Consider the following 13,220-nt stretch of genomic DNA (forward strand, 5'->3'; position numbering starts at 1 on the left):
TAATTAGAACACACCCCTCGTTATATTTACACTTAATTTATTTTATTTCAATGGAACAGATAAGAAACTTCTGCATAATTGCACATATAGATCACGGTAAATCCACAATTGCCGACAGACTTCTGGAGAAAACCGGTGCTGTTACTGAACGTGAAGCGAAGGCTCAGGTTCTGGATGATATGGATCTCGAAAGAGAAAGAGGAATTACAATTAAGTCTCACGCTATCCAGATGCATTACAAAGCTAAAGACGGTGAAAATTATATTCTTAACTTAATTGATACTCCCGGTCACGTTGACTTCAGTTATGAAGTTTCCCGTTCACTGGCTGCATGCGAAGGTGCGCTGCTTGTTGTAGATGCTGCACAGGGAGTTGAAGCTCAAACTATCAGCAATCTTTATCTCGCACTCGATGCAGGACTTGAAATAATTCCTGTTCTGAATAAAATAGATCTGCCGAGCGCTGAAGTTGATAGAATTTCACATCAGGTTATCGATTTAATCGGATGCAAAGAAGAAGATATTTTAAAAGTTAGTGCAAAAGCAAACATCGGAATTGATGAACTGCTTGAAGAAATTGTAAAAAAGATTCCACCGCCAAAAGGCGATCCGAATGCACCGCTTCAGGCGTTAATATTTGATTCGAAGTTTGATTCATATCGTGGCGCGATTGCATTCATCAGACTTTTCAATGGTACAATTCGTACGAATGATAAAATAAAATTTTTTATTGCTGATAAAGCAATGGAAGCGGAAGAAATCGGCGTACTCGGGTTAAAAAAAGTTAAAGTCGATGAACTTTCTGCCGGAAACGTTGGCTATCTGATTGCAGGTATCAAAGAAGTTAAATTAGCGAAAGTGGGTGATACAGTTACTCACGCAAAAAATGGAGCAGAGAAACCTCTTCCCGGTTACAAAGAAGTTAAGCCGATGGTTTACAGCGGACTTTATCCAACAGACTCGGATGATTACGAAGGGCTGCGTGATGCTCTTGAAAAATTCAGATTGAATGATTCTGCTTTAATTTATCAGCCTGAAACTTCTGCGGCTCTTGGTTTTGGATTTCGCTGTGGATTTCTGGGACTTCTTCATATGGAAATTGTTCAGGAAAGATTACACAGAGAGTATAATCAAACGATAATTACAACTCTGCCGAATGTTGAGTATCAGGTTTATAATAAACGTGGTGAAAAATTGGTTGTTGATAATCCGGCTGAAATGCCTCCGATTGGAGAAATTGAAATGATTGAAGAGCCGTACATCAAAGCACAGATTGTTACTCCGAGTGAATTTGTAGGAAACATCATGAAACTCTCGATGGATAAAAGAGGTACATACAAAAACACAACTTATCTTGATCCGACAAGGGCTGATCTCCAATTTGAGTTTCCGCTTTCAGAAATAATTTTCGATTTTTACGATAAACTGAAATCAACAACTCGTGGTTACGCTTCTTTTGATTATGAATATATTGGTTACCGCGAATCTGATCTTGTGAAGCTTGATATTTTACTTAATGGTGATCCCGTTGATGCATTATCTATGATTGTACACAGAGATAAAGCTTACGATTGGGGACGAAAAGTCTGCAACAAACTTAAAGATTTAATTCCAAGACAGATGTTTGAAGTTTCGATTCAGGCTGCAATCGGGACAAAAGTAATTTCAAAGTCTGTGGTCAAAGCATTGAGGAAAAATGTGCTTGCAAAATGTTATGGAGGCGACATAACAAGAAAAAGAAAACTGCTTGAGAAACAGAAAGAAGGAAAGAAAAAAATGAAGCAAGTAGGAAATGTGGAAATTCCACAGGAAGCGTTTTTAGCAGTTCTGCAAATTGAGGAATAATTTTATGGGGAATTTTACTTCTAAACTCGGAAAGCTGATTAAAATAATTTTTTGGGTAATTCTTATTGCTGTCCTGATTAAAGCTTTTGCTATTGATGCATTCCGGATTCCAAGCTCATCGATGGAAAACACATTAATGCCCGGCGATTTTATTATTGCAAATAAATTCGCATATAATATTACTACCCCCAAAGAAATCCCATTTACTAATATTTCCATTCCTTATGCAAAACTTTTTGAAATCGGAAAACCGGAAATTAATGATGTTGTAATATTTCAATTTCCTGAAGGTTATGAAACTGATCCGAAAAAAAGCGGATCGAAGTATGTTAAAAGGGTAGTTGCTGGTCCGCATGATACTCTCAGAATAACTGAGGGAAACGTTTTCGTGAATGGAAAAGTAGTAATGCTTCCATCAACATTTAAAAAACCGCATTTATCAAACGATGAAATCCTTAGTAAAACAGAAACGATTTATCCGCCCGGTGCGAAATGGAATAGATTAAGTTATGGACCTATTATTATTCCGGCTAAAGGAGACACAATAAAAATTTCTCCGGAAACTTTTGAAAGATGGCAATCAGTAATTGTTATGGATCATGGTGAAAGATCACTATTGTCTGAAGGAACTCTCGTAACATTGGATGGCAGAGCAATCTTTGAATACGTCCTGACCCAGGATCATTATTTTGTTGTTGGGGATAATTTTGACGAAAGTATGGATAGCAGAAATTTTGGATTTATTACAGACAATATGATTTTCGGCAAAGCATTGTTCGTTTACTGGTCGTATGATTCTGAAAAAGTTGCACCAGGACCGCTCGGTTTTCTTTCTGCAATCAGAGCAGATAGAATTTTCAAGGGGATGAATTAATTTTCTACAAAGTTTGAGAGTGTTATTATGAAGTATATTCTCTCTTTTACATTATTATTGTCCTTTTCTGTTTTTCCACAGACGAAGTATCTCATTTATTTCAAAGATAAAGGTGTTGAAGAAAACGTAAATCTTCAGAAGAACAATCCGATTTTTTTATCAGCACTTTCATTACTTTCTGAAAAAAGTATCGAGCGAAGAATTAAAACTCTCGGCGAAGATGATATCATCACTTACGAAGACCTTCCAATCAATCCTGATTATGTTTCTCAGCTTGAGCAGCTTGGAATCAAGATCGAAAATAAACTCAGATGGTTCAATGCGATCAGTGCATATCTGACTGAAGATGAAAAAAACAAAATATCTATGTTACCATTTGTTGAAAAGATCGAACAGGTTAAAAATTTTGTATTCAAAGCTCCGGAAATTTTGGAATCAAATAATTTCCTAAAGCAGACTGACAATTCATTTCTTTTTGATTACGGACCTTCATTCGCTCAACTTCAGCTTTCTGATATTCCTGAAGTTCATTCAAAAGGAATAACCGGTGAGGGAGTTCTACTCGGTCTTCTTGACACAGGATTCAACTGGAAGAATCATGAATCTTTAAAAGATGCTACCGTTGTGGCAGAATATGATTTCATTTTCAAAGACAACTCAACAGCAAACGATTCGCTTGATGTTCCTGCTCAGCACAATCATGGAACACTCGTCTTCTCAATCGTTGGAGGATTTAAGGATAGTTCATTGATTGGATCGGCTTATGGTGCTGATTTTATTCTTGCAAAAACAGAAGATATCCGAAGTGAAAAGCATATTGAGGAAGATAATTATGCTGCCGCACTCGAATGGATGGAAAGTTATGGAGTTGATATCACCAGCAGTTCTCTTGGTTACAGCACTTTTGATCCGCCAGAATTTTCTTATTCGTACAGTGATATGGATGGCAGGACAACGATAGTTACACAAGCTGTTGAAATTGCGTTCAGAAAAGGTGTGATGACAATTTCTTCTGCCGGAAATGAAGGAGGAACTTCATGGTATTACATTACTGCTCCTGCTGATGGAATAAATACACTTGCAATAGGGGCGGTTACCAATGAAAATGTAATTGCATCATTCAGCAGCCGCGGACCAAGCTATGATGGCAGAATAAAACCGGAGGTTGTAACCCAGGGAGTTGGTGTTTATTGTGCTGCGGCAGGAAATTTTTCAGGTTATTCCACAGCAAGCGGGACTTCTGTTGCTGCACCGATTGCAAGCGGAATTGCGGCGTTGTTATTATCTGCTTATCCGCATTTAAAAAACAGTCAGGTAAGAAATATTCTCATTGAAACTGCTGACAATAGTTCTTCACCGAATAATGAAAGAGGCTACGGATTACTTTCTGCAGTCAGAGCAATAGAATTTCCTAATCTGAAAGCATCATCTGGAACGTTTATTATAAACAAAATGTTTCTCACTCAAGAAAATATTTTTCCGCAGACAGTTTATATTCACTATTCAACAAACGGTGTTGATTATACTGAAAGTCAAATGCAATTTGACGGCAATCTGAAATACTTTATTAAACTTCCGTATCTGTTTAACGATGATCTCGTGGATTTTTATTTTACTTATGATGATAACACTGGTGCTACTTTCAGAGAACCTGTTAGCGGCAATTACAGATTTTACTATGGCTCTCTCGACATAACATTGAATACGGATCTTGTTCATACTTATCTGGATTATATCGTCAGTGAACCTTATCCAAATCCCTTTAATCCTTTACAACACAGTTTTAATTCAGTTTCAATTAAAACATCCGGAAATGAAAATCTTACGATAAGAATTATTAACCCGCTTGGGCAGCAAGTTGGATATTACAATGCTGTTACTGCTGGAGAAGAATTTAGATTCGATTGGTATGGCAGGAATGGCAGCGGAGAAGAACTATCAAGTGGAGCATATTATTTCCTAATTGATCTCAATGGTAAAAAATACAGTAGAAATCTAGTTTTATTGAGATAGATTGATTCTTCTTTTTTAAAAGTATTTATGAGCTAGTGTTCAGAACCTTTATGAAATCTTCATTCATTTATTTTTTGCTTTTCAAAAATTAATTTTTTAAAATTAAATCAACAATTATCACGGGTATTTATATGTTTAACAAAAAATCCCTGAAATTTGATTTTCTCCTCTCACTGCTGCTTGTCTTACTATTGTTTGCTTCCTTGGACTATGCCCAAGCAGTTGATAGTACAAAAGACAAACAACACCACCGATTTGATTACCGACGTTTAGACCCTAACAATCTTCCGCCTGTTCAGAAATATGCACAACCTAAAGAAGAAGTTTTTCCGCTTGGTTATCCCGATTTTATCGGGACAAGTGGTACAAATCATTTAAATAAAATAACAACGGGAACTGGTGTTTGGACTGAACTGAATCCAAAAGTACCCAGAGTTACATACCTTGGATTACACTTCGTCAACAAAGATACCGGTTGGGCTTGCGGACAAAGTGGTGCTGTTATAAAAACTATGGATGGAGGAAGTTCCTGGACAATATTATCAACACCAGTTACTAATCTATTATTAAAAACTCACAGTTATAATGGACAAATAGTTTTGGTTACTGGATATGATGGAATAATACTTCGCTCAAGTGATGGAGGTGAAAACTTTATTCAGGTGACAAGCGGAGTTGGAAACGGATATGATCTTTGGGGTGTGCAAATGCTGAATGATACGCTTGGCTGGGTATGTGGATTAAACCAGACTCTGTTAAAAACCACAGATGCAGGATTAACCTGGCAATCAGTAAGTACAGGTTTAAACCAACACTATTGGTCACTTGATTTTATTGATGAACAATATGGAATGATTGCCTGCGGTGGAGGAAAAATTTTAAAGACTACAGACGGAGGAAGCGGATGGACACAAATACAGGCGGGAGACACAAGAGCATTATACACAATTGATGTAATAGATAGTCTGCATATTGCAGCAGCAGGAGCAAATGGAAAAAATGTTTACAGCAGTGATAGTGGGGTAACCTGGATAAGCAATTCGGATATACCGGTATTCTCAGCAACAAACTGTATTGATTTTATAAATGCAGATACAGGTTATACTGTGCAAGACGTTTATAACATAAGAAAAACAACCAACCGTGGTCAAAGCTGGTTTGGATTACCAATAAATATGACAAGCGAATGGTACATACAACTACTTGAAGATGGAACTGGTTATTCCTGCGGTGAAGAGGTGGGTTGGATTTACTCACTAAACTTTTATAAAAGAACAAATGGATTGGAAAACTGGAGTAGATTATTTCTGAATGATAATTTTGCTGATGTGTTTTTTATTGATGAGGAAAATGGATTTGCTATAAGTGGTATTTCATCTGAAATTCAAGCTTTATATAAGACAAATGATGGAGGAATAACCTGGATGAAAGTCCAGGATGCACCGAGCGGAAATGATTTACTTTTTCTTGATAGTCTTGCTGGTTTTATAGGCAGTAATTTAATTTATAAAACTACAAATGGTGGAGTAACGTGGTACGTTCCTAACGGAGGACAGGGCGGAGCTGGAAAAATATTTTTTGTAAACCAGGAAATTGGCTGGGCAGTACGAAGTAATGTAATTTATAAATCTACAGACAGAGGTGAAAACTGGTTTACTCAGTTAACATCACTAACAGGTTCTTTTACAAGTATTCATTTAACGGATTCGCTGACAGGTTGGGCATCAATTATTGGTAGAAGACCTTTCAAGACAACGAATGGGGGAGCTAATTGGATTGAGCAAACAGATCTAGAGCTTTGGGGAACAGTTGATGTTTTCTTTAAAGATTACAATGAAGGTTGGTTTGCTAATGAATATGATAATAATCTACTCAATACAACTGATGGAGGAATTACTTGGGAAGTTGTAAGTGGTGTATATGGTCCAAGAAGATTTAGCTTCTTCCCGGATACGAGTCGTTGGTGGACATTAGGTTTCTCTAACTTATATGAGACTACAGATGAAGGAAACAATTGGAACGATATTACACCCCCATTCCAATGTTTGCAAAATTTAATGCTCCTTTTAATTGGGTTGGTTACGGTGTTGGAAGTGGGGGGTACATCATAAAATATATTGATTCTTTATACATTCCAGTTGAGTTAGTTGCATTCACTTCAACTATTGAGGGTCATAATGTAATGTTGGAATGGATCACCGCTTCTGAGTTGAATAATTATGGTTTTGAATTAGAAAGATCTTTCGACGAATACAATTGGATGACAATTGGCTTTCTAACCGGAAAAGGAACTACATCAGAGAAATCATTATATAATTTTGAGGACCAATTAATCAGACCGATACAATTTTACCGATTAAAACAAATTGACTACAATGGTAATTTTAATTATTCGAGAATAATTACGATTGAAACGTCCTTAAGTAACTTTGTCCTCTTTCAGAATTATCCAAACCCCGCTAATCCATCGACAAATATCTCATTCTCGGTACCAGAAAAAACAAAAGTAAAAATAATTATTTATTCTATTAGTGGTGAAGTTGTCAAAGATTTAGTAAATGAGGAAAAAGATAAGGGCATATACACTATTAAAATTGATTTGAACGACTTAGCAACCGGAGTATATTTTTATAGAATCACAACAAGTAAAGGCTATTCAGATGTAAAAAAATTAGTTTTATTAAAGTAAACAACTCCGCTTTAAAAAGCGGTATATTTTCATTTAAATAATGGAGGACCGTATGAAAAATTCATTGTTACTTTTTTCGATATCATTTTTTCTCTGCATTAGTTTTGCAGAAGCACAACCAAACCTTCCCGATTCATCTCATGTCCTTGTTGTTTATAATTCTTTAGATCAAACTTCAATATCTGTGATGAATTATTATAAAGATGCCCGGAATATCCCTAGTTCAAACATAGTTGCTCTAAATAGTCTTTTCAACGAATGGATAACTGATCCTGAGACTCAGGATTCACATTACATTGAGTTGCGACAGCAAGGAGAAGCAATTGTAGATACTTTCAACGTAAACACTTGGTGCGCTACAAAACACGCCTGGATTTATTTTAATAAAAGGATTGCAATCCCCATCGCCAATTGGCTAAATAATACTGTCGTAAATGGTGATACACTAAAAAATATTATCAGGTTTATTGCCATAACCAAAGGGGTACCATTTAAAATACATTCAAGAACAGGTATTGGTGGCTACAGCGAGAGCAGAAATGTAGTAGTTGATAGATTGCTCTGTCTTGTTGGCGAAACGATAGATGATCCTGAAGCACTTTTAGACTATTTCTACGGTGATTCTTGTTTTTATAATCCTCTGAATGATTATATAGAAAATCCATACTACAATGTTGACCCGAATTTTTCGATGGAACAAAATTTTCTACCTTTTCTCAAATTAATTTCCTAAGTTTAAAACAAAAATAATTAAGGGTATTTATATGCAACGCAAAAAATCCCTGAAATTTAATTTTCTCCTCTCACTTCTGCTTGTCTTACTATTATTACCTTCGATGAACTACACCCAGCAAGAGGAACGATCCATACAACCACAATTAACTCGGGATAAATCTCTTTTCCCTTTAAAATCTACCGGGGTATGGACAGAAGTTCATCCATTAATACCAAGAGTGGATTATTGGGGAATTGATTTTGCAAATGCAGACCTGCCTACCGGACAGGCAGGCACCGGCTGGGCAGTAGGCGAAGGCGGTGCAGTAATTAAAACAACGAATGGAGGACAGAAGTGGATATGGTATGAAAGCGGAGTTGAAAATACATTAAGAACAGTTGCTTCAGTAAATAACGGACAAAGAGTTATAGCAGCAGGCGATGGAGGAATAATTATAATCTCAGAAGATGCAGGAGAAACGTGGATCCAGTTGTCAAGCCCGACGACAAGAAACATCTGGAATCTGCAGATGATAACCGATGAGATTGGATGGATGGTAGGAGAAAGAGGAACTGCTTTAAAAACAACTGATGGCGGATTAATCTGGGTGCAACAATCTATGCCATATCCAACTGCACCATACTGGGATGTAAGTTTCATTGACACATTATTTGGTTATATGTGCACAAGTTCAGGTATTGTGTTGAAGACAACAGATGGCGGAGTAAATTGGATAATACAAATAGCAGGAGATACAAGAAGTCTTTACACAATTTATGCTATTGATACACTCAGAGCATCTGCAGGGGGCTTCGCAGGAAAGGTTGTTTATACAACGGATGGAGGTATTAACTGGTTAAATGCAGGAGGAGGAGGAATAAGTGCACCAGAAATAAATAAAATAAAATTTATGGATGAAGTAAAAGGATTTTTAGCATCTTCAGGCGGCTTCTATAAATCTACTAACGGAGGTGTTAGTTGGTATGAAAATAATGATCTTAATCAGGAATTTTCCTCAGTATTTACAACAAACATATCTCTCCCAGCAGAAGGAAAAGGTTTTGTTGCTGGAGGTAAAATGCTTCTTGCAAAAACCACAAATGAAGGTGAAAGCTGGCGAAGAACAATAGTGAATGCAGATTTATTTAATGTTTACTTTAAGGATGAACAAAATGGGTTTATAAACAGTACCGACCTAATTTACACAACAAATGACGGAGGACAATCTTTAGATACTATTTTAACTTTTCCGTATAATGAAATTTTTTCTATGGAAGGAATGACATTTACAGATAGTCTGAACGGCTTCATCGGAACATTGCCTGCAAGAATTTACAAAACCACAAATGGAGGGCAAGGCTGGCATAGAACCAATATAACAGGGTTAGTGGATTCATCCTGGGTAATAATTAAGTTTTTCTTTTTGACAAAGGATATAGGTTGGGCAATTAGCAATAAACGCATAATGAAAACAAATGACGGGGGAGAGAATTGGTTTGTACAAGTAAATGCTCCCGGAAGCGGGAATTTTTCAGGCATTCATTTTGTTGATTCGTTATTTGGATGGGCTTCAATATCAAATAGAAAACCTTTTAAAACAACTGATGGAGGCGAAAATTGGATTGAACAGACAAATTTAAACTTTTATCAAACGGATGATGTATATTTTAAAGATACACTTAACGGATGGTTATTAGACTGGAATAAGCTTTATAGGACTAATGATGGAGGTATAACCTGGGATTTGGATTCATTAGTAACCGGTTTCGGCGGATCTGGACGATTTGGTTATTTTGATTCAGAGAATATATTCATTACTGGTGATAGGGTATATAGGACAACAAATGCGGGTATTAACTGGACTGAATTCCCTGAACTAGCCGATCAAGGATGGAGGATGGCAATCACATTATTTTCTGTTAACTCGGGATTCCTGGTTGGCAACACGGGTTTAATCTTCAAATACTATGATGAGACTGTTCCGGTAGAGTTAATAAACTTTGAGGGTTGGTTAAATGAAAATGAAACATATTTGCAATGGACTACTGCTACCGAAACTAATAACAGAGGTTTTTACATACAAAGAAAAAAAGCGAATGAGCAGGAATGGATTGATTTAGATTTTATTGAAGGTAAAGGAAACTCTACGGAAATTAATTTCTATTCATACAAGAATATTTTAACTGAATCAGGAGTTTATTTTTACAGACTAAAGCAAACAGACTTTGACGGTACATATAATTATAGCGAAGAAATAGAAATTTATTTTTCAGTTCCTTTAGAGTATGAACTATTTCAAAATTTTCCTAACCCTTTCAATCCAGTTACAACAATAAAGTATGATCTGCCTGCCTCCCTAAATCCCTCCAAAGGAGGGACTTTAGTAAATCTTGTAATTTATGACATACTTGGCAGAAGAGTTAAAGTGTTAGTTAATGAAATTCAGCAAGCAGGAAGGTATGAAGTTCAGTTCGATGCCTCGAACTTATCGAGTGGGGTGTATATCTATCAACTTATTACTGAGAAATATTTGAGTTCAAAAAAGATGATACTTCTTCGTTAAGTCAACTTTAGTCGGATTTTGCTTAATTAAAAATGTAAGTAGAGACAGATCGCTCCACCAAGGTCGGACTGTCTCTACAAGCTTAATTAAATAGTAAATACACTTTATTAAAATTTTCCTTAATTTTCCTACCACCTACTCACATTTCATTTAAAGATATGGAAAAAATTATACTATCATCGCAATTGGAATATTTGTCCTCATTCAGAAAGCAATTAGACCCTCTTATCGAGGAAATGGAAACTTATGCAAAGGAACATAATGTTCCGATTTTATCCTGGCAATCAGCAGATTTTCTTGAGCAATTAGTTCTTTTAAAAGAACCGAAAAGAGTTCTTGAACTCGGTACAGCTATAGCTTATTCAACCATCAGGATTGCCCGGATGCTTCAGGGCAAGTCAGTTGTTCATTCAATTGAAAAAAGTGTTGATAATATTGCCATCGCAAAAGATTTCATTGCTAAGTCCGGATTGGGTAATAAAATAAAATTGCTTGAAGGTAACGCAATGAACGTTATGCCGCAGTTAAAAAAGAAATATGATATAGTTTTTCTTGATGCAGATAAAGAAGACTACAAACGACTTTTTGATTATTCACTTGTGTTACTTAGAAAGGGAGGAGTTCTGGTTGTAGATAACTTGTTGTGGCATGGTTATGCTGCTTCTGTACGTGTCCCACAAGATTACAAAGAATCAACACGTCACATTCGTGAGTTTAATTTATTATTTATGAATCAGCCTAATTTGAAATCATCAATAATCCCGATTGGTGATGGACTCGGAATCGGTGTAAAAATTTAGCTGAAGAACGACGTTGAAAATAAATTTCGCTGATAATTCCTTCTTAACTGAAATAGAAAATTATACCGGCAGTTTACTTTTTAAAAAAGATGACATTAAAAAAATAATTAATGTAGTTGTAACTGATAACAGAGAAAAAGATTTCGCTGAACTTACTTTCACAGCAAAATATATTTGTGGTTTGATGCGTGTAATGAAAAATGCTCAAACTATTCCTGAAGTAAATAGCGTTGAGCATATTAAAAATGATCTCAATATAAATTTGAAAAAAGGAATTGAACAGTTAAAGCAAATAATTTCTTCATTTAATGAAAATGATAAAAGCTATTTCGGGGAGACATATTTAAAGCTTACTGCTGAAAGCTTCAATGACCTGTCAAATCTTTTTTCTGATTTGGAATCAGTAAAAAAATATCTTAATTATCTTAAAAGGAAAACCTGAATTTACTTTTCGGGTTTCTTCAGCCAGTTTTCTAATGCTTCCAGTAAATGCTGCATTGCGATTATTAATGGTTCGTGTTGAACTTGATCGATATCCTGTAAAATTTCCTGGTGAATCTGAACGTAAGCTTTGTTAAGCTGGTTAACAAGATATTTACCTCTTCTGGAAAGCATCACCCGCATATTTCTTCTATCGTTGGAGTCAATTTCTCTGATAATATATTCCTTCTCAACAAGTCCGTCAATAATTCTTGTTAACCGGCTTGGGCTTAAGTTCATTCTCTCAGCGATTGATTTGTTATTAATACTTTCGTCAGTGCCGAATAATCTTAAACATCTGAATTCAGCCTGAGTAAGATTATGAATTGAAGCTAATCTAACTTCCTTTTCCTGGCAGTTTGCAAGTAGATTGAAGGTTAGGTTGGCGAGATGTTCAGCGGTTTGATTCGAGTTCATTGTACCCCCAATGTTTTGTGTAAATTGAAATATTGTCTATAACAAATATCATCAATAGAGATATTTGAATCAAGTAACAACAATAGTTTTTTTTGGACAATTGTTTCTAATCAAATAAAACTTTCATTTGTAAATGAAATCAGCTTCATTGGTAAATTTTATATTGTTTTTCCCTGATTCTTCAAGAATTCTCTGTATCTGATCAATCGTTCCCGGCATAATAAGACAGTTTAAACTTACAGATTCTGCATAATCTGTTGATAGAATTATTGAGTTATAATGAGTTAAAATCCGGTGAACCAAGCTGACCTGATTGAATTTTGCTGTAATAGAAACTTTCCTGTATAAATATTTCGATATAATTTTCGATTCATTCAGAATTTGAAACGCTGATTCATAATATGCCTTTCCAAGCGGACCAACACCTAACTTTATTCCACCAAATATTCTTGAAACAATTACCAGTTGATTGGATAGATTGAAATGCTCAATCGCATTCAGTATTCTCATTCCTGCAGTTCCATTCGGTTCGCCTGCATCTGTGTAATGAAATTTTCCGTTTGCAAGTTTGTATGCATAACAGTGATGAGAAGCATCGTGATATTTCTTTTTCGTTTTTGTAAGATAATCCTTTACTGCTTCTTCGGATTCAACAGGATAAACTTGTGCAATAAAACGGGATTTATTTATCGTAGTTGTTATTTCTTTAGTTTTTCCTATTGTTTTTATTTCATCGGGAAGATTCATAGTGGAAAAGTAATTCAGTGCAAAACATTTTAAATTGATTATCAAATCATCAATAGCTAATATAGATAATTAAAATTT

Annotated in this window: 11 protein-coding genes; 9 read left to right on the forward strand and 2 right to left on the reverse strand. The window is 35.6% G+C overall.

Annotated elements, in window-relative coordinates; translation table 11 throughout:
* Positions 1-50 precede the first annotated feature (50 nt).
* The 9 genes from lepA (at position 51) to HND39_10085 (ending at position 11,940) form a co-directional block, all read left to right on the forward strand.
* The gene (lepA, locus tag HND39_10045; protein ID QKJ96595.1) at positions 51-1,844 is read left to right on the forward strand and encodes an elongation factor 4; all 1,794 of its coding nucleotides are present in this window, start codon (positions 51-53) and stop codon (positions 1,842-1,844) included.
* Positions 1,845-1,848: 4 nt separating this feature from the next.
* Complete coding sequence (gene lepB / locus HND39_10050; protein ID QKJ96596.1) at positions 1,849-2,718, forward strand: signal peptidase I; 870 nt, start codon at positions 1,849-1,851, stop codon at positions 2,716-2,718.
* A 27-nt stretch (positions 2,719-2,745) separates the two neighbouring features.
* Positions 2,746-4,731 (forward strand): S8 family serine peptidase, encoded by a 1,986-nt coding sequence (locus HND39_10055; protein ID QKJ96597.1) that lies wholly within the window; start codon positions 2,746-2,748, stop codon positions 4,729-4,731.
* Between the two features lie 131 nt (positions 4,732-4,862).
* The gene (locus tag HND39_10060; GenBank protein ID QKJ96598.1) at positions 4,863-6,842 is read left to right on the forward strand and encodes a hypothetical protein; all 1,980 of its coding nucleotides are present in this window, start codon (positions 4,863-4,865) and stop codon (positions 6,840-6,842) included.
* Entirely contained in the window at positions 6,773-7,420 is a 648-nt protein-coding gene (locus tag HND39_10065) for a T9SS type A sorting domain-containing protein (GenBank protein QKJ96599.1), read from the forward strand. The genes HND39_10060 and HND39_10065 overlap by 70 nt, the downstream gene beginning before the upstream one ends.
* Before the next feature lie 52 nt (positions 7,421-7,472).
* The gene (locus tag HND39_10070; protein QKJ96600.1) at positions 7,473-8,153 is read left to right on the forward strand and encodes a hypothetical protein; all 681 of its coding nucleotides are present in this window, start codon (positions 7,473-7,475) and stop codon (positions 8,151-8,153) included.
* Positions 8,154-8,184: 31 nt separating this feature from the next.
* Positions 8,185-10,698 (forward strand): T9SS type A sorting domain-containing protein, encoded by a 2,514-nt coding sequence (locus HND39_10075; GenBank protein QKJ96601.1) that lies wholly within the window; start codon positions 8,185-8,187, stop codon positions 10,696-10,698.
* A 158-nt stretch (positions 10,699-10,856) separates the two neighbouring features.
* Entirely contained in the window at positions 10,857-11,498 is a 642-nt protein-coding gene (locus HND39_10080) for an O-methyltransferase (GenBank protein ID QKJ96602.1), read from the forward strand.
* A 13-nt stretch (positions 11,499-11,511) separates the two neighbouring features.
* Positions 11,512-11,940 carry a hypothetical protein gene (locus tag HND39_10085; protein ID QKJ96603.1) on the forward strand — a complete coding sequence of 143 codons (429 nt, stop codon included), beginning with the start codon at positions 11,512-11,514 and terminating at the stop codon, positions 11,938-11,940.
* Between the two features lie 2 nt (positions 11,941-11,942).
* On the opposite strand, the gene HND39_10090 is transcribed toward HND39_10085, so the two are convergent.
* Both HND39_10090 and HND39_10095 read right to left on the reverse strand, forming a co-directional pair.
* On the reverse strand, positions 11,943-12,395 hold the full coding sequence (locus HND39_10090; protein QKJ96604.1) for a MarR family transcriptional regulator: 453 nt from the start codon (positions 12,393-12,395) through the stop codon (positions 11,943-11,945).
* A 123-nt stretch (positions 12,396-12,518) separates the two neighbouring features.
* Complete coding sequence (locus tag HND39_10095; protein ID QKJ96605.1) at positions 12,519-13,187, reverse strand: YigZ family protein; 669 nt, start codon at positions 13,185-13,187, stop codon at positions 12,519-12,521.
* Positions 13,188-13,220: the final 33 nt, after the last annotated feature.

Source organism: Ignavibacteriota bacterium, from assembly GCA_013285405.1.
Classification (GTDB): Bacteria; Bacteroidota; Ignavibacteria; order Ignavibacteriales; family Ignavibacteriaceae; genus IGN2.

Bases quoted from the DNA above. Each gene is read 5' to 3' on its own strand.
- lepA (QKJ96595.1), top strand. From the start codon at position 51: ATGGAACAGATAAGAAACTTCTGCATAATTGCACATATAGATCACGGT.
- lepB (QKJ96596.1), top strand. From the start codon at position 1,849: ATGGGGAATTTTACTTCTAAACTCGGAAAGCTGATTAAAATAATTTTT.
- HND39_10055 (QKJ96597.1), top strand. From the start codon at position 2,746: ATGAAGTATATTCTCTCTTTTACATTATTATTGTCCTTTTCTGTTTTT.
- HND39_10060 (QKJ96598.1), top strand. From the start codon at position 4,863: ATGTTTAACAAAAAATCCCTGAAATTTGATTTTCTCCTCTCACTGCTG.
- HND39_10065 (QKJ96599.1), top strand. From the start codon at position 6,773: ATGTTTGCAAAATTTAATGCTCCTTTTAATTGGGTTGGTTACGGTGTT.
- HND39_10070 (QKJ96600.1), top strand. From the start codon at position 7,473: ATGAAAAATTCATTGTTACTTTTTTCGATATCATTTTTTCTCTGCATT.
- HND39_10075 (QKJ96601.1), top strand. From the start codon at position 8,185: ATGCAACGCAAAAAATCCCTGAAATTTAATTTTCTCCTCTCACTTCTG.
- HND39_10080 (QKJ96602.1), top strand. From the start codon at position 10,857: ATGGAAAAAATTATACTATCATCGCAATTGGAATATTTGTCCTCATTC.
- HND39_10090 (QKJ96604.1), bottom strand. From the start codon at position 12,395: ATGAACTCGAATCAAACCGCTGAACATCTCGCCAACCTAACCTTCAAT.